This is a genomic window from Blautia massiliensis (ex Liu et al. 2021) (assembly GCF_052064225.1).
In the GTDB taxonomy this organism is placed as follows: Bacteria; Bacillota; Clostridia; order Lachnospirales; family Lachnospiraceae; genus Blautia_A; species Blautia_A fusiformis.
In genome coordinates this window covers 79,472-96,044 of record NZ_JBQHWA010000007.1, presented here as the reverse complement: position 1 = coordinate 96,044, position 16,573 = coordinate 79,472, and the positions used below count along the sequence as shown (strand labels likewise).

The window sequence follows — 16,573 nt, the reverse complement described above, 5'->3', positions numbered from 1 at the left end:
CGGACGGCAATGCTTGTGTTGCAACGGATATTCTGCTGTTTCCGGCGCAGAGAAAGCCGGGGACAGTTCAGAAGATCCGTAAACAGGAAAGGAGAAACAGATCTATGTATGATGTGATCATTATCGGAGCAGGAGTTTCCGGAGCGGCAGCAGCGAGAGAGCTTTCAAGATATCGGCTGAAAATCTGCGTTCTGGAGCGAGAAGAGGATGTATGCTGTGGAACTTCCAAGGCAAACAGCGGAATCGCTCATTCCGGTTATGATGCAGAACCGGGAAGCCTTATGGCGGAACTGAATGTGAAGGGCAGCAATATGATGGGACAGCTTTCGAAGGAACTGGATTTTCCTTTTAAACAGACTGGTTCACTGACTGTCTGTACAACTGAGAATGGAATCGCCATGCTGCATAAGCTGCGTGAAAGAGGACTGAAAAACGGAGTAGAGGGACTGAGGATCCTTGACAGAGAAGAGGCACTTGCCATGGAGCCGAATCTGTCTGATCAGGTGCTGGCAGCGCTGTATGCACCGACAGCCGGAATTGTCTGTCCCTTTGAGCTGAACATTGCAATGGCAGAGAATGCATATAACAATGGTGTGGAATTTAAATTTGACACAGAAGTAAAGAACATCCGAAAACAGGAAAAAGGTTTTGTTGTGGAAACCTCAAAGGGTGATCTTGAGACAGGCTGTATCGTCAATGCTGCCGGTGTCTATGCGGATGTTTTTCATAATATGGTAAGTGAGAAAAAACTGCATATCACTCCTCGTAAGGGTGAGTATATGCTTCTTGATAAAAGTGCAGGAACACATGTGAATCATACGATCTTTGCACTTCCAAATAAGAACGGAAAAGGAGTTCTGGTAACACAGACTGTTCACGGTAATCTTCTGATCGGGCCTACAGCTACGGATCTGGAGGATCGGGAGGAAACAGCGACTACATCAGAGGGGATGGAGGAAGTAAGTGCCAAATCCCGGAAAACAGTAAAGGATATTCCACTGCGGAAGGTGATCACAAGCTTTGCAGGGCTTCGAGCTATCGAGGACGGTATGGATTTTGTGATCGAAGAGGTGGAGGATGCTCCCGGATTTATCGATTGTGCAGGAATCGCATCTCCGGGACTTACCAGCTCACCGGCCATTGGCTGTATGGTTGCTGACATCGTAAAAGAAAAATTACATCCGGAAGTAAATCCGGATTTTGATCCGGTGAGAAAAGGGATCCTGGATCCGTCAGAGCTTTCTCTGGAAGAAAGAAATGAGCTGATCAAAAGATCACCGGAATATGGAAATATCATCTGCAGATGTGAGATGATCTCTGAGGGAGAGATCCTGGATGCGATCCGAAGACCGCTTGGAGCGAAATCCCTGGACGGAGTAAAACGCCGTACAAGAGCAGGAATGGGAAGATGTCAGTCAGGCTTCTGCTCTCCCAGAACAATGGAAATCCTCAGCCGAGAGCTTGGCATTTCCATGGAGGAGATCACAAAAACAGGCGGAGCTTCCAGACTGATCGAAGGAATCAACAAGAAAATTGCAGAGGAGGGCGAGAACCATGAATGATAAGATTATGGTGAAGAGAGATATCGTGATCATAGGCGGAGGCCCTGCAGGACTGGCAGCAGCCCTGGCTGCAAAGAAAGAGGGAGCAGAGAGTATCCTGATCCTGGAGCGTGATAAGGAGCTGGGCGGGATCCTGAATCAGTGTATCCATAATGGATTTGGCCTTCATACATTTCAGGAGGAGCTGACAGGACCGGAATATGCGGCACGTTTTATCCGGATGGTAAAAGAGCAGCAGATCGAGTACCGGCTGAACACCATGGTCATGGATATCAGCCAGGATAAGGTGATCACTGCCATGAGCCGCCAGGAGGGAATGTATCAGATCCGGGCAAAAGCTGTGATCCTTGCCATGGGCTGCAGAGAGAGACCGCGAGGTGCACTGAACATTCCGGGATATCGACCGGCAGGCATTTATTCAGCAGGAACAGCACAGCGCCTTGTAAATATGGAAGGATTTATGCCGGGAAAAAAAGTAGTGATCCTGGGATCCGGTGATATCGGACTGATCATGGCCAGACGTATGACGCTGGAAGGCGCAGAGGTTAAGGCAGTGGCAGAGCTGATGCCATATTCCGGAGGCCTGAAGCGAAATATCGTGCAGTGCCTGGATGACTTTGGTATCCCGTTGAAGCTTAGCCATACAGTGGTTGACATAAAAGGAAAAGAGCGTGTGGAAGGAATCACTCTTGCAGAGGTAGATGAAAACAGACGCCCGATTCCCGGTACAGAGGAATTTTTTGAATGCGATACGCTTCTTCTTTCTGTTGGTCTGATCCCGGAGAATGAGCTTTCCGGACAGGCAGGTGTGAAGCTGAGCAATGTGACTTCCGGACCGGTGGTAAATGAAAGTCTGGAGACAAATGTAGAAGGTATTTTTGCCTGCGGAAATGTTCTTCATGTTCATGATCTGGTGGATTTTGTTTCGGAGGAAGCCGGCAATGCAGGAAGAAATGCGGCTCTCTATATAAACAACAATGGAGAGGACAAAATACCGGAAGAGATAAAGATCACGCTTTCGCCCCAAAACGGAGTCCGCTATACAGTGCCGTCTGAGATCCGTATCGGTCATATGGCGGAGGAGCAGCTGGTCCGCTTCCGTGTGGGAAATGTATATAAAAATTGTTACATCCGTGCATATCTGGATGGAGAACGGATCTTTTCCAGAAAAAAACAGGTGGCAGCACCCGGAGAGATGGAACAGATCAAATTGAAAAAAGAACAGCTTCTTTCCATTCTGGAAGGAAAACAGAAACAGGATAAACATGAACTTGTGATCCAGGTGGAGGAGTGATGAAAATGGAAAAAAGGAATCTTACTTGTATCGGATGTCCTATGGGATGCGCCCTTCTGGTGGAAATGAATGGAAAAGAAATCATTTCCGTCACAGGAAATACCTGTAAAAAAGGTGCGGAATATGCAGTGAAGGAAGTGACAGATCCGACCAGGATCGTGACAACGACCGTTCGTGTGAAGAATGGAAGTATGCCGGTGGTGTCAGTAAAGACAGCACAGGATATTCCGAAAGGAAAGATTTTTGACTGTGTGGAAGCGCTGCGGGATGTATGTGTGGAAGCGCCGGTTCAGATCGGGGACGTGATCCTGGAGAATGTAGCAGGCACAGGCGTGGATATCGTGGCTACAGGAAATGTGAAGCAGATCATACAGTGATCTGCAAAGGATATATATGGCAAACTGTATGCTTATAATATGTCAGCCCTCCGGCAGACAAAGCGAATAAAATAAACCTGAAAAGGCTTTTTTATCGCTTTGTTTGCCATGAAATAAAATATACAAAATGCACAAAAAATATTAGCTCTTAAAAGAATAATTAATTAAAAAATAACAAAAAAATATATAAAAATTGATAAAAAATGTTGAAAATAAATAAACGCTATGATATAATTAGAAATATGAATTATCAAAAATGCTCACAATGATGTAATGCATTGAATGGAGGATGATTAGAATGAAAGTATTTGGACATCGTGGTTTCAGCGGAGAATATCCGGAGAATACAATGCTGGCGTTTCAGAAGGCTGTGGAGGCTGGCTGCGAGGGGATCGAGCTTGATGTGCAGCTGACCAAGGATCTGGTTCCGGTGATCATGCACGATGAGAAGGTTGACCGTACCACGGATGGAAACGGGTATATCTATGATCTTACATATGCTGAGCTGTGTAAACTGGATTGCAGTTATCCGGATAAGTTTGCCGGAAAATTCGGCAGGCTTCAGATTCCGACTCTGAGAGAGTATTTGGAGTGGATGGCAGAGGAGGAAGATCTGATCACAAACATCGAGCTGAAGAACAGTATTTATTATTATGGTGGTATGGAAGAGAAGGTCATTGATATGATCTGCGAATATGGTCTGGAGGATCGGATCATCCTTTCCTCTTTCAATAACGCATCCATTGTATTGTGCAGACAGAGTGATGAGACTATTGCAGGAGGCTTTCTGGTAGAGAAATATGTGGATAATGCAGGGGTTTATGCAAGAACCTGCGATGTGCAGTATTATCATCCGAATCTGGAATACCTGAAGGAAGAACATGTACGCAGCTGTTCCCAGAACGGGATCGGGGTGAATGTCTGGACTGTAAACGAGGAAGAGGATATGAGAAGGATGAAGAAATGGGGAGTAAACTCCATCATTACCAATTATCCGGACAGAGGAAGAGCAGTGGCAGACGAGGATTGAAACTGTAATGCAAAGACGCTTTCTGTAAGGTACATACAGGAGGCAGGCTAAATTTGAAATCTCCGGCAGGAGGGGGTCCTGCTGCAGATCTATATAAGCAAAATAAAAAAACTATAATAATGTATATGGAGGATTTTTACAATGGAGAAAGAAACAAGACCTTTTATTTCCTGGCAGCTTGCAGACGATTTTATGACTGCAGTATTTGAGAAAATGGGAGTTCCAACAGAGGATGCAAGACTTTGCGCTGATGTACTTCTGGAAAGTGACAGACGTGGAATCGAGAGCCATGGCTGCAACCGCTTTAAACCGATCTATATCGACCGTATCAAATCCGGAATCTTAAATCCTGTAACAAAGATCGATATTCTTAAAGAGACACCGACAACTGCAGTTCTTGATGCTAACGATGGTATGGGAATGGTAGCCAGCAAGAAAGCTATGGACATGTGTATTGAAAAAGCACATAAATACGGCATGGGTATGGTTGCAGTCCGTAACTCTTCTCATTATGGAATCGCAGGATATTGGACAGGTCTCGCAGCAAAAGAGAATATGATCGGTATCAGCGGTACCAACGCAAGACCATCCGTTGCACCGACATTTGGTGTTGAGAATATGCTTGGAACCAACCCACTGACATTTAGTATGCCTACAGATGAGCCGTTCCCGTTTACACTGGACTGTGCAACATCTGTTATCCAGAATGGCAAGATCGAATACTACGCACGTATCAACCATGATACTCCTAAGGGTCTTGTTATTTCCAGAGAAGGAGAGGAGCTTACAGATAGTGCAGAGATCCTTAAGAAGATCAGAAGCCAGCAGGCAGCACTTGCTCCTCTCGGTGGATTTGGTGAGACAACCGGAGGATATAAGGGATACGGATACTCTACGGTTGTTGAGATCCTTTCCGCTGCTCTTCAGTCCGGTCTCTTCCTGAAAGCTCTGGATGGTAAGGATGAGGAAGGAAAGATCCGTCCATATCATCTTGGACATTTCTTTATTGCTATCGACACAGAGGCATTTATGGGTGCAGAGGCATTCAAGAAAACATGCGGTGATATCCTGAGAGACCTGAGAGGCTCCGAGAAGGCTCCTGGACAGGAACGTATCTACACAGCAGGCGAGAAGGAATATGATGTATGGATGTATCGTAAGGATAAGGGAGTTCCGGTGACAGAGGCAGTTCAGAAAGAGTTTATCGGACTTCGCGATGAATTCGGACTTACACAGTTCAAATTCCCGTTTGAGAAATAATGTATCTGCAGAAGGGAAGTCCATAGGGGCTTCCCTTCTTTTGCCAGAGAAGAAGATTGTCTGAGAATTGTAATACAGCCGGAAATGAAACAGATATATTTGGCAAATGTGTCTGGTCTTTGAAGCAATAAACTGATACAATAAGAATAATATCTTCAAACAATGCGCGGAGATAGGATGATATTTTGTGAACATTGCGGAGGAAGAGAGAAGATGAACAAAGAATTTCTGGACGCGATCGAGGCGAACCCGATCATAGCGGCTGTAAAGGATGAGCAGGGGCTTCAGAACTGTCTGGGCAGGGAGGAGCTTACCGTGATCTTTATCCTGTATGGAGATATCCGTTCTATTGGGGGAATTGTGGAGCGGATCCACCAGGCGGGGAAGATCGCGATGGCACATATAGACCTGATCACAGGTTTAAGCTCAAAAGAGGTTTCTGTGGATTATATTTGTAAAAATATCCATGCAGATGGGATCATTTCAACAAAAGCATCCATGATCAACAGGGCGAAGAAGCTTGGAATGTATACAGTTCTGCGTTTTTTCCTTATTGATTCCATGGCGATTAAGAATATTGAGAATCTGGGAAATCAGCATGAGCAGCTGCCGGATGTGGTAGAGGTTCTGCCGGGGCTGATGCCGAAGATTCTTAAACAGATATGTAAAACAAGCAAGGTGCCTGTGATCGCAGGCGGTTTGATCTCCGATAAGGAGGATGTGATGGGAGCCCTGGGTGCGGGGGCAGCAGCGGTTTCCACTACAAATCAGAAGGTATGGGAATTATGAGGCTGCAGAGGCATTGAGCCGCAGCCAAGAAATGTATTGGAGGATTTTTATATGGCAAAATATGTTATGGCGCTGGATTCCGGAACGACCAGTAACCGCTGTATTCTTTTTGATGAAAGCGGAAGGATCCGCAGTGTGGCGCAGAAGGAGTTTATCCAGCATTTTCCGAAACCGGGATGGGTAGAGCATGATGCAGGTGAGATCTGGTCCACACAGCTTTCTGTTGCCAGAGAGGCTATGAACCAGGTTGAGGCAACGGCAGAGGATATTGCGGCGATCGGTATCACCAATCAGAGAGAGACCACCATTGTCTGGGATAAGAATACGGGACAGCCGGTTTATCATGCCATCGTATGGCAGTGCAGGAGAACCTCAGAATACTGCGACAGCCTGAAAGCAAAGGGACTGGAAGAAAAATTCCGTCAGAAAACAGGACTTGTTATCGATGCGTATTTTTCTGCCACCAAGGTAAAATGGATCCTGGATAATGTGGAGGGTGCCCGCGAAAGAGCAGAGAAGGGAGAGCTTCTGTTTGGTACCGTGGAGACCTGGCTGATCTGGAAGCTGACCAAGGGAGCTGTTCATGTAACAGATTATTCCAATGCATCCAGAACGATGATGTTCAATATCAATACACTGGAGTGGGATGATGAGATCCTGGAGGAGCTTGATATTCCGAAATGCATGCTCCCGCAGGTAAAAGAGTCCAGTGAGATTTATGGTGAGACAGATCCATCCTTTTTCGGTGGAAGGATCCCGGTAGCCGGTGCTGCCGGGGACCAGCAGGCGGCGCTGTTCGGACAGGCCTGCTTTGAGAAAGGTGAAACCAAGAATACATATGGAACCGGTGGCTTTCTTCTGATGAATGCAGGAGATAAACCGGTATTTTCCAATAACGGGCTGGTTACGACCATCGGATGGGGACTTAACGGAGAGATCACTTATGTTCTGGAGGGATCCGTATTTGTGGCTGGTGCTGCGATCCAGTGGCTTCGTGATGAGCTTCATCTGGTGGATTCCGCATCGGATACCGAGTATTTTGCGGGAAAGGTACCGGATGCAAACGGCTGCTACGTCGTGCCTGCGTTTACGGGACTTGGAGCTCCCTACTGGGATCAGTATGCCCGCGGCACGATCGTGGGGCTGACCCGTGGTGTAAATAAGTATCATATTGTGCGTGCGACTTTGGAATCACTTGCATATCAGGTCAATGATGTGCTGGAAGTTATGAAGGAAGATGCAGGAAGTGACCTTGCAGTTCTTCGTGTAGACGGCGGAGCAAGTGCAAACAACCTTCTTCTGCAGATTCAGGCCAATATCAGTAATGTGGCTGTAGAACGTCCGGAATGTATTGAGACAACTGCTCTTGGTGCCGCATATCTGGCAGGTCTTGCTGTGGGATTCTGGGAAAGCAAGGAGGCAGTACTGAAAAGCCGTGATGTGGAACGTATTTTCCGCACGGAGATCGATGACGAGAAGCGAAATGCCATGGTAAAAGGCTGGAGAGCTGCAGTAGGCTGCTCCAGAGACTGGATCAAAAAGATCCAGTAAAAGATAAAAAAGAAAAGTCATGCAGCGGGACCGGATGAAAATGTCCTGTGCATGGCTTTTTTGCGTTTCCGGAATGTCACAGACAGACCGGCATATAAGCGATCGCGGAACAGATCCGCCGGAGCTTACAGAGTGGTCAGATCGATCCTGTAATCGTCGGAACCCGCTCCGTCAGCAGTGTAGTAAGCTGCTCTTTCTTCTGCATTTACATAGATGTGGAGCTCTTTGCCTTTCAGGCCCTTTGCTTCTGCATCTTTCTTAACAGCTGCCTCAAGGTCGGCAACTGTGATGGATGTCTCAAAAATTTCAAGTGTGATGCCGCTGATCTTATGATTTTTTACAGTGTTCTTAACTTCTTCTACTACTTCTGGTGCCTTGGCTGCTACAGTCTCTGTTGCCTTTTTGACTGCTTTAACGGTTTTTTCAGCTGCAGGTGTTTTTTCAATTTTTTCTACAGTTGATTTCACGGTAGCTTTGGCCTTGGTGGTTGCGCTCTTCAGGTTGCTTGTTCTGCTGTTTCTTCTTTTTTCCATAATGGAACACTCCCTTCCACATATTTCGCTGACAGAACGGATCTGCCGGAATATGTACCTGTTTACAGTAGCATAAATCCGGTGGAAAGTCAAATTTTTGTTTGGGTGTTGCATTTCCGGCAGTTGTCGTATAAACTGGATTACAGAGAAAATCAGACAGGGGTACAGAGATTGAAGAATATTCAGGAAGATATTAAAACAGGAAAATTTAAGCAGGCATATCTCCTTTACGGTGAGGAAGCCTATCTGAAACAACAATATAAAAGAAATCTGGTGAAGGCTCTGAACCCGGACGATGATACCATGAATTTTACCAGATATGAGGGGAAGGGGATCGATGTCCGGGAGCTTTTGAGTCTTTGTGATACCATGCCTTTTTTTGCAGAGCGAAGAGTAGTCCTTCTTGAGGATACGGGATTCTTTAAGAACAAATGCGAGGAACTGGCAGATTATATGAAAGCTCTGCCTGATTATCTGTATCTGGTGTTCTGCGAGTCTGAAGTAGATAAAAGAAGCCGTATGTACAAGGCGGTAAAAGCCTGCGGCAGCATCGGGGAATTTAAACAGCAGGATGAAAAGACTCTTATGCGGTGGGCAGCAGGGATCCTTGGAAAAAATGGCCGCAGGATCACCCAGAAAGATGTGGAGCTTCTGCTGACCATGACGGGAACAGATATGGGAAATATAAGGATGGAGCTGGAAAAGCTGATCTCCTATACGGTCGGAAGAGATGTTGTGACGGCTGCAGATATCCAGGCTGTCTGTACCACGCAGACAACCAATAAGATCTTTGATATGGTGCGTGCGGTGACGGAGAAGAACCAGAAGCGGGCCCTGGATCTGTACTATGACCTTCTGACTCTTCGGGAACCGCCGATGCGTATATTGTTTCTTTTGGCGAAACAGTTTCGTCAGATCTGCCTGACCAAGAAAATGTCACAGGAGGGTCTTTCTCAAACCGAGATCGCTTCCAAACTGGGAGTACCCTCTTTTGTTGTGCGGAATCTGGCATCCTGTGCTAGATCCTACACTGTGGAAGAGCTGGAGAATGCTGTGCGGGATTTTGTGGATGCGGAAGAGGCGGTAAAGACAGGTACACTTGGAGATGTGCTCAGCGTGGAGCTTCTGATCGTGAAGTACAGCTCGGCGAGAGCAGTGAGAGCCTGAGTTTTACGGAGACGGGTTCTGCCACAGGGTCGCTCCGTTGTCCCTGAGCCATTTTTCGCAGGCTTTATACTCCGGCATCACAGATGCCACCACTGCATAAAAGGCAGGGGAATGATTCATTTCTTTTCTGTGGGAAAGTTCGTGTACTACAACATAATCCAGGACTTTTTCCGGGGCGAAGATCAGCCGCCAGTTGAAATTCAGGTTTCCTTCGCTGGTGCAGCTTCCCCAGCGGTTTTTTTGTTCCCGGATCGTGATACGGCCGTAGGTTACGCCCATTTTTCTGGCGTAGGCTGCGGTTTTTCTTTTGAATATTTTTCTGGCGGATTCCATATAATAACTGCGGCGGAATTCTGAAAGAGGCGGGTTTTCAGCCTGGGGCTGTGCCGGCTCAGTGGCAGCGTGTGAGAGATGCTCCAGGATCCAGCTTTCTTTCTGTGAGAGAAAACGATGGATGGTGGAATCTGGCATTGTGTGTGGAGCGCGGACAGTTACCTGACCGGAAACGCTGACCTGGATCGCCAGGGTTTTCCGACTGCTGCGGATAATGCGGTAGGGAAAGGGATGGGATATCATAAAAAACTCCTTTTGGTCAATGCAGAAATCTATATACAAAAAAGACAGTCGCTGACGGTTCGACTGTCTTTCCTTTTACTTATAAGCTTATAACTAAAATATTCCGTGGTCTATTACGCAATGCTGTTGACAGCTTTGGAAAGACGGGAAATCTTTCTGGCGCAGTTATTTTTGTGATAAACGCCCTTGGATGTAGCTTTGCTGATTGTGGAGATTGCGTCCTTAAGAGCAACCTCTGCAGCTGCCTTATCCTTATTCTCAACTGCTGTCTCAACTTTCTTGATGGAAGTCTTAACTGCAGAACGGATTGCTTTGTTTCTTGCAGCCTTAGTGCTGTTAACTAAGATTCTCTTCTTTGCGGATTTAATGTTAGCCAATTCGTACACCTCCGATTCCTTAAAAATATAATATTAAATTACATTCACAGGAACAGACACGGGCGCTCCTATGAAACATGCTTATATATATTATTATACGTGCACAGGAATGTCAAGATGTTTTTCGCAAAAATTCCAAAAAAATATGCAAAAAATACCAGATGCTGTGTGGAAAAGGGGAAATGATACATATTTATGGGAAAAAGGGGAAATAATAAAAGGGAAAACACCGGAAAAGCTGCAGGCAGCAGCGAAAAAGTCTTTGCAATCTTACAGAAAAAGAGGGTGAGAGTATGGCTGGAAGGAGCAGAATCAGAACAGATCTGGCGCTGGAAGCAACGGAACGCTTTCAGGCGGAAAACGTAGAAGTACGTGGAGTAGAGATCAGGGAAAGATACGATGAGGAAAAGGATGTTCGGACTACCGTAGTGCGGATCACAACGGAAAACGGAGCCAGGACCATGGGAAAACCACAGGGAACCTATATTACCATTGAGGCACCGGATCTTTCCGTTCCGGATGAGGATTATCACAGGGAGATCTCGGAAGAGGTGGCACATCATTTAAGGGAGCTGATCGATCTTGGACGGCAGCAGTCGATCCTGGTGGTAGGCCTTGGAAATCAGGAGATCACTGCGGATTCCCTTGGCCCCCGTGCAGTTTCCAATCTTCATATGACAAGGCATGTGATCCGGGAATATGGGCTGAAGAGCAATGAACATATGAAAATGCATCAGATCAGCGGGATCGTTCCAGGTGTGATGGCACAGACCGGAATGGAAACTTTGGAAATTGTTCGGGGTGTTGTTTCTGAGACAAAGCCGGATTTGGTGATCGCCGTAGATGCGCTGGCGGCCAGAAGTACGGCAAGACTTAACCGGACGATCCAGATCACGGATACCGGGATCAGTCCGGGATCCGGCGTGGGGAATCACAGGGAAGGCCTGAATGAAGAAAATCTTTCGGTCCGTGTGATCGGGATCGGTGTTCCGACTGTGGTGGATGCGGCTACTATTGTCCATGATTCCATGGCAGAGCTTCTGGAGGCGCTGGAGGAAAATGAGCAGAAGGAGTTTCTGGAAGAAATGATCTCACCGAAGCTTTACACCATGTTTGTAACACCAAAGGATGTGGATGAAACGGTACGATATTTAAGCTTTACCATTTCCGAGGGACTGAATCTGGCTTTTTCCGATAGTCTAATCGAAGAGGACAGGTCATAAAATACCATAAGAGGTGATCGTTGGTGACGAATATCCAGAGGGCTTTCTGCGTGGTTTTGAGCCTGATCTTCCTGGGGGTGGTGGCTGTCCTTCCGGGAGATTTTTTCAGGCATGGTGAGATCTACAGACAGCTGCCGCTGTATTGCTTTCTGGAAAAGAAAGCTCTGCAGAAGGAAAATGGCAGAGACCGGGAAACAGAGATGCTTTTGCAGGAAAAAAACGCAGAGCATCTGGGTGAAGAAGTGGAAGCAGAGAACCGAAAAGAGCAGGAGACGCTGCTGATGGCTGAGGCGGAAGAGGCGGAGAAGAAAGAAGCCCTTCAGAAGAAAGAAGAGATTCAAAAGAAAAAAGAAATCCAAAAGAAAGAAGCGGAAGATGCAGAGAAAAAATCTCCTGACGGCAAAAAAAATGAAAAGGAGACTGTTAAGGGAAATGCAGAACAGGAAGTTGCAGAGCCAGAAATTACAGAGCCGGGAGGTTCAGAACAGGAAGCTACGGAGCCGGGGAACACAGAACCGGAGCCTCCAGCGTCAGAGGAGAACCGATCCGGTGAAAATACTGCGAAGGAACAGGAGACTGTGGCACTGCCACATCCGCAGATTGACTTGTCTCAGGCGAAACTGGCAGATTTTGACTATGTGATGAATCAGTTTTTTATATTGGATTCCAATACGGAAACGAATGCGCAGCAGATCAGTGCGCCCCGTTTTCTGAAGGAGGATCTGTCCGTTAAAAAGGATTCATCGGTACCCCAGATCCTGATTTATCATACCCATTCCCAGGAGGCTTTTGCAGATTCAAGGGAAGGACAGACTGAGGACACCATCGTGGGAGTGGGAGATCATCTTACTGAACTTCTGGAAAAAACATATGGATACCAGGTCATTCATATAACAGATGCCTTTGATATGATGGGAGGAACACTGGACAGGAGCAAGGCTTATGATTATGCCAGGGCATCCATAGAAAAAGTGCTGGAAGAAAATCCCACCATTGAAGTTGTGATCGACCTTCACAGAGATGGTGTGCCGGATGAGCGTCATCTGGTAACGCAGGTGAATGGAAAACCTACTGCTCAGCTGCTTTTTTATAATGGATTAAGCTATACAGTCAGTCAGGGGGCAGTGAGTTATCTGCCCAATCCTTACATAGAAGAGAATCTGGCATTTTCCTTTCAGCTGGAATATCAGGCGGCACAGTATTACCCCGATCTTTACCGGGGGATCTATCTGGCAGGTCTTCGCTATAATCTGCATCTTAAGCCACGGGCCCTGCTTCTGGAGGCCGGAGCACAGACAAATACCGTGGAGGAAGTCCGAAATGCCATGGAACCATTTGCAGATATCTTAAACAGAGTTCTGAAAGGCAGTGACAAAGAAGGCTGAAATATGATATGATAAAGAGCAGTATGGAAAAATATGCGTTCTGAACGCTTTATACGAGAGAAATTTAAGGAGGACTTCCTGAATGATAGACCAGAGTAAAATTCGGAATTTTTGTATCATTGCACATATCGACCATGGCAAGTCAACACTTGCGGACCGTATCATCGAGATGACGGGACTTCTTACCGAGAGGGAAATGCAGGCCCAGGTTCTGGATAACATGGACCTTGAGAGAGAACGAGGGATCACCATCAAATCCCAGGCGGTTCGTATTGTATACAAAGCCAAGGACGGAAATGAGTATATTTTTAACCTGATCGATACCCCGGGACATGTGGACTTTAACTATGAAGTTTCCCGAAGCCTTGCTGCCTGTGACGGAGCGATCCTTGTTGTGGATGCAGCACAGGGAATCGAAGCTCAGACACTTGCCAATGTATATATGGCACTGGACCATGATCTGGATGTGGTTCCGGTGATCAACAAGATCGACCTTCCAAGTGCGGATCCGGAGCGTGTTATCAATGAAATCGAGGATGTGATCGGAATTGAAGCGCAGGATGCACCGCAGATCTCCGCAAAAACAGGACTGAATGTAGACCAGGTTCTGGAGCAGATCGTCAATAAGGTCCCGGCGCCGGCGGGGGATGTGGATGCACCTCTGAAGGCTCTGATCTTCGACTCTGTTTATGACCCTTATAAGGGTGTTATCGTATTTTGCAGAGTGAAGGACGGACGTGTGAAAAAGGGCACGAGGATTCATATGATGGCGACCGGATTCACCACGGAGGTTGTGGAGGTTGGATATTTTGGAGCGGGTCAGTTTATCCCGTGTGACGAGCTGACAGCAGGTATGGTCGGATATATCACAGCCAGCATCAAGAATGTCCGTGATACCCGCGTGGGTGATACGGTAACGGATGCGGACAACCCCTGTGCAGAGGCACTTCCGGGATATAAGAAGGTAAACCCTATGGTTTATTGTGGCCTTTATCCGGCAGATGGTGCCAAGTACGGCGATCTCCGTGACGCGCTGGAGAAGCTTCAGCTCAACGATGCTTCCCTTTATTATGAACCGGAGACATCGGTCGCCCTTGGATTTGGTTTCCGCTGCGGCTTCCTGGGACTTCTTCATCTGGAGATCATCCAGGAGCGTCTGGAGAGAGAGTATAACCTGGATCTTGTAACTACAGCACCGAGTGTTATCTATAAGGTCTATAAAACCAATGGTGAGATCATCGAGCTGACCAATCCCACCAACCTTCCGGATCCTTCAGAGATCGAATACATGGAAGAGCCTATGGTGAAGGCGGAGATCATGGTAACCACAGAGTTCATTGGTGCGATCATGGATCTCTGCCAGGAGAGACGTGGTCAGTATGAAGGCATGGAATATATGGAAGAAACCCGTGCACTCCTGAAATACAGACTGCCGCTGAACGAGATCATTTATGATTTCTTTGATGCACTGAAATCACGTTCCAGAGGTTATGCATCCCTGGATTACGAACTGGACGGATATGAGAGAAGTGAGCTTGTGAAGCTGGATATCCTTGTGAATAAAGAAGAAGTGGATGCTCTTTCCTTTATCGTGCATGCAGATACTGCTTACGAGCGTGGAAGAAAGATGTGTGAGAAGCTGAAAGACGAGATCCCGAGACAGCTCTTTGAGATCCCGATCCAGGCAGCTATCGGAAGCAAGGTCATTGCCAGAGAGACGGTAAGAGCCATGCGTAAAGACGTACTTGCCAAGTGTTACGGTGGAGATATCTCCCGTAAGAAGAAGCTTCTGGAAAAACAGAAGGAAGGTAAGAAACGTATGCGTCAGGTAGGTAACGTGGAGATCCCGCAGAAGGCATTTATGAGTGTCCTGAAGCTGGATGATAAATAGGAGATGACTTTTTGAAAAAAAATATAAAAAAACTGTTTCTGGCAGCAGGACTTCTGGCTATGACAGGAGCTCTGCTTACCGGATGTGGTTCAAAGAAGAAAAATGCAGAAGAGGAAAGTGTGATCAAAATCAGTACAGCGCCGGAACCGACTGCCACTCCTGATCCGAAAACCGTAGATCCGGATGCAGTGACGAGCAATGGAAATCTGACAATGGTCAATGAGTACCTGGCAGAAAACGGTAGCGAGGCATTGGGGATCGATGGCGTGACACCGACACCGGCTGCTTCAGACGGAAGTACGGATAATGCGGATAGTGCCGGTGAAGATACAAGCTCCGATGAGGATAATGATACATCAGGTGGTGGTGGAGAGGAAGGAGCCATGGATGGAGAATGAGGCGAAAAAACCGCTGGAGCTCTATATCCATGTTCCGTTTTGTGTAAAAAAATGCGATTACTGTGATTTCCTTTCCGGACCTGCCGGAAAAGAGAGGCAGCGTGAATATTTCCAGGCTCTGGAAAGGGAGATTGCCGCTGTTCCGGATTTTTCGGACAGGGAGATCACCACAGTTTTTATCGGCGGAGGAACACCTTCCGTGCCGGATCCGTCTCTTGTTGGAGAGATGCTGGATCAGATCAGAAATAAGTTTTTTGTGGCCCCGGATGCTGAGATCACCATCGAAGCAAATCCGGGGACTTTATATAAAGAAAAACTTCAAATATATCTGGAACACGGGATCAACCGGCTGAGTCTGGGGCTTCAGTCCCCGCAGAATCGGGAATTAAAGATCCTTGGAAGGATCCATACGTGGGAAGAGTTTCAGGAGAGCTTTTTTATGGCAAGGGATGCAGGCTTTTCCAACATCAATATCGATCTGATGAGTGCCATTCCGGAACAGACCTATACAGACTGGGAAAAAAATCTCCGCACGGTGGCAGGGCTTTCTCCGGAACATATTTCCGCCTACAGTCTGATCATTGAGGAAGGCACTCCTTTCGGGGAGAGAAAGCTGAAATTGCCGGATGAGGATACGGAGTACCGTATGTATGAGAATACGGCAGGGATCCTGGAGGAATATGGGTTTCATCAGTACGAGATCTCCAATTATGCGAGAGGCGGACGGGAATGCCGTCATAATAAGGGATACTGGCAGAGGATCGATTATCTGGGACTGGGACTTGGGGCGTCTTCACTTCTGAATCATATGCGTTTTTCCAATACTGCGGATATGAAGGAATATATTGGAAACAGTGCGTTTCCGGATAAGATCCGTCAGAATATGGAAAGCCTTACAGAGGCAGATGAGATGGCTGAGTTTATGTTTCTGGGGCTTCGGATGACAGAGGGCGTTTCAATGGAAGCGTTTGCGGAATATTTCGGAAAAAATATGGAAAACGTTTACGGAGAGGTCCTGAAAAAACATCTGGAGATCGGAATGCTGGAACAAAAAGGAGACAGGATATATCTTTCGAGAAAGGGAATCCATGTGAGCAATGGAGTGATGGCGGATTTTCTGCTGTAGAAAAATTTGTCGATTTTTTCACCTTGACGAACGG

16 protein-coding genes are annotated in these 16,573 nt (G+C 46.8%); 13 read left to right on the top strand and 3 right to left on the bottom strand.

Annotated elements, in window-relative coordinates; translation table 11 throughout:
- The first annotated feature begins 104 nt into the window (after nucleotides 1-104).
- From ACTNDQ_RS04250 to glpK, 7 genes are all read left to right on the top strand, one after another.
- The gene (locus ACTNDQ_RS04250; RefSeq protein ID WP_015527449.1) at nucleotides 105-1,562 is read left to right on the top strand and encodes an NAD(P)/FAD-dependent oxidoreductase; all 1,458 of its coding nucleotides are present in this window, start codon (nucleotides 105-107) and stop codon (nucleotides 1,560-1,562) included.
- A gap of 7 nt (nucleotides 1,563-1,569) precedes the next feature.
- Nucleotides 1,570-2,856: an NAD(P)/FAD-dependent oxidoreductase gene (locus ACTNDQ_RS04245; protein WP_118752936.1), complete on the top strand. Its 1,287-nt coding sequence runs from the start codon at nucleotides 1,570-1,572 to the stop codon at nucleotides 2,854-2,856.
- Between the two features lie 5 nt (nucleotides 2,857-2,861).
- A complete protein-coding gene (locus tag ACTNDQ_RS04240; RefSeq protein WP_244791228.1) occupies nucleotides 2,862-3,233 on the top strand; it encodes a DUF1667 domain-containing protein in 372 nt (123 codons plus the stop codon).
- Between the two features lie 298 nt (nucleotides 3,234-3,531).
- Nucleotides 3,532-4,263 carry a glycerophosphodiester phosphodiesterase gene (locus tag ACTNDQ_RS04235; RefSeq protein WP_441063857.1) on the top strand — a complete coding sequence of 244 codons (732 nt, stop codon included), beginning with the start codon at nucleotides 3,532-3,534 and terminating at the stop codon, nucleotides 4,261-4,263.
- A 141-nt stretch (nucleotides 4,264-4,404) separates the two neighbouring features.
- Nucleotides 4,405-5,523, top strand: coding sequence for an Ldh family oxidoreductase (locus ACTNDQ_RS04230; RefSeq protein WP_015527445.1), 1,119 nt, complete (start codon nucleotides 4,405-4,407; stop codon nucleotides 5,521-5,523).
- Nucleotides 5,524-5,736: 213 nt separating this feature from the next.
- Complete coding sequence (locus ACTNDQ_RS04225) at nucleotides 5,737-6,312, top strand: glycerol-3-phosphate responsive antiterminator (RefSeq protein ID WP_015527444.1); 576 nt, start codon at nucleotides 5,737-5,739, stop codon at nucleotides 6,310-6,312.
- A gap of 51 nt (nucleotides 6,313-6,363) precedes the next feature.
- Nucleotides 6,364-7,863: a glycerol kinase GlpK gene (glpK, locus tag ACTNDQ_RS04220; RefSeq protein WP_278795872.1), complete on the top strand. Its 1,500-nt coding sequence runs from the start codon at nucleotides 6,364-6,366 to the stop codon at nucleotides 7,861-7,863.
- Nucleotides 7,864-7,988: 125 nt separating this feature from the next.
- On the opposite strand, the gene ACTNDQ_RS04215 is transcribed toward glpK, so the two are convergent.
- Nucleotides 7,989-8,396 carry a DUF6465 family protein gene (locus ACTNDQ_RS04215; protein ID WP_118752917.1) on the bottom strand — a complete coding sequence of 136 codons (408 nt, stop codon included), beginning with the start codon at nucleotides 8,394-8,396 and terminating at the stop codon, nucleotides 7,989-7,991.
- A gap of 171 nt (nucleotides 8,397-8,567) precedes the next feature.
- Between ACTNDQ_RS04215 and holA the strand changes: the two genes are divergently transcribed.
- The gene (gene holA / locus ACTNDQ_RS04210) at nucleotides 8,568-9,563 is read left to right on the top strand and encodes a DNA polymerase III subunit delta (RefSeq protein ID WP_173733451.1); all 996 of its coding nucleotides are present in this window, start codon (nucleotides 8,568-8,570) and stop codon (nucleotides 9,561-9,563) included.
- Nucleotides 9,564-9,566: 3 nt separating this feature from the next.
- Here the strand turns inward: holA and ACTNDQ_RS04205 are convergent, their stop codons facing one another.
- Together ACTNDQ_RS04205 and rpsT are read right to left on the bottom strand one after the other, a co-directional pair.
- Entirely contained in the window at nucleotides 9,567-10,139 is a 573-nt protein-coding gene (locus ACTNDQ_RS04205) for a M48 family metallopeptidase (protein ID WP_278795873.1), read from the bottom strand.
- A gap of 113 nt (nucleotides 10,140-10,252) precedes the next feature.
- Entirely contained in the window at nucleotides 10,253-10,516 is a 264-nt protein-coding gene (gene rpsT, locus ACTNDQ_RS04200; RefSeq protein WP_022426951.1) for a 30S ribosomal protein S20, read from the bottom strand.
- A gap of 293 nt (nucleotides 10,517-10,809) precedes the next feature.
- Between rpsT and gpr the strand changes: the two genes are divergently transcribed.
- The 5 genes from gpr (at nucleotide 10,810) to hemW (ending at nucleotide 16,539) form a co-directional block, all read left to right on the top strand.
- Entirely contained in the window at nucleotides 10,810-11,739 is a 930-nt protein-coding gene (gpr, locus tag ACTNDQ_RS04195; protein WP_278795874.1) for a GPR endopeptidase, read from the top strand.
- Nucleotides 11,740-11,762: 23 nt separating this feature from the next.
- Nucleotides 11,763-13,124, top strand: a complete 1,362-nt coding sequence (locus tag ACTNDQ_RS04190) for a stage II sporulation protein P (RefSeq protein ID WP_278795876.1) — start codon at nucleotides 11,763-11,765, stop codon at nucleotides 13,122-13,124.
- Between the two features lie 82 nt (nucleotides 13,125-13,206).
- Nucleotides 13,207-15,015, top strand: a complete 1,809-nt coding sequence (gene lepA / locus ACTNDQ_RS04185) for a translation elongation factor 4 (protein WP_021651884.1) — start codon at nucleotides 13,207-13,209, stop codon at nucleotides 15,013-15,015.
- An 11-nt stretch (nucleotides 15,016-15,026) separates the two neighbouring features.
- Nucleotides 15,027-15,413 (top strand): hypothetical protein, encoded by a 387-nt coding sequence (locus tag ACTNDQ_RS04180; protein ID WP_441063851.1) that lies wholly within the window; start codon nucleotides 15,027-15,029, stop codon nucleotides 15,411-15,413.
- Nucleotides 15,403-16,539, top strand: a complete 1,137-nt coding sequence (gene hemW, locus ACTNDQ_RS04175) for a radical SAM family heme chaperone HemW (protein WP_441063875.1) — start codon at nucleotides 15,403-15,405, stop codon at nucleotides 16,537-16,539. Before ACTNDQ_RS04180 ends, hemW begins: the two co-directional genes overlap by 11 nt.
- Nucleotides 16,540-16,573: the final 34 nt, after the last annotated feature.

Coding starts and splice junctions, on each gene's coding strand:
- lepA (WP_021651884.1), top strand. CDS start 13,207: ATGATAGACCAGAGTAAAATTCGGAATTTTTGTATCATTGCACATATC.
- glpK (WP_278795872.1), top strand. CDS start 6,364: ATGGCAAAATATGTTATGGCGCTGGATTCCGGAACGACCAGTAACCGC.
- gpr (WP_278795874.1), top strand. CDS start 10,810: ATGGCTGGAAGGAGCAGAATCAGAACAGATCTGGCGCTGGAAGCAACG.
- ACTNDQ_RS04230 (WP_015527445.1), top strand. CDS start 4,405: ATGGAGAAAGAAACAAGACCTTTTATTTCCTGGCAGCTTGCAGACGAT.
- ACTNDQ_RS04245 (WP_118752936.1), top strand. CDS start 1,570: ATGGTGAAGAGAGATATCGTGATCATAGGCGGAGGCCCTGCAGGACTG.
- ACTNDQ_RS04240 (WP_244791228.1), top strand. CDS start 2,862: ATGGAAAAAAGGAATCTTACTTGTATCGGATGTCCTATGGGATGCGCC.
- ACTNDQ_RS04250 (WP_015527449.1), top strand. CDS start 105: ATGTATGATGTGATCATTATCGGAGCAGGAGTTTCCGGAGCGGCAGCA.
- ACTNDQ_RS04235 (WP_441063857.1), top strand. CDS start 3,532: ATGAAAGTATTTGGACATCGTGGTTTCAGCGGAGAATATCCGGAGAAT.
- ACTNDQ_RS04215 (WP_118752917.1), bottom strand. CDS start 8,396: ATGGAAAAAAGAAGAAACAGCAGAACAAGCAACCTGAAGAGCGCAACC.
- ACTNDQ_RS04205 (WP_278795873.1), bottom strand. CDS start 10,139: ATGATATCCCATCCCTTTCCCTACCGCATTATCCGCAGCAGTCGGAAA.
- hemW (WP_441063875.1), top strand. CDS start 15,403: ATGGAGAATGAGGCGAAAAAACCGCTGGAGCTCTATATCCATGTTCCG.
- ACTNDQ_RS04225 (WP_015527444.1), top strand. CDS start 5,737: ATGAACAAAGAATTTCTGGACGCGATCGAGGCGAACCCGATCATAGCG.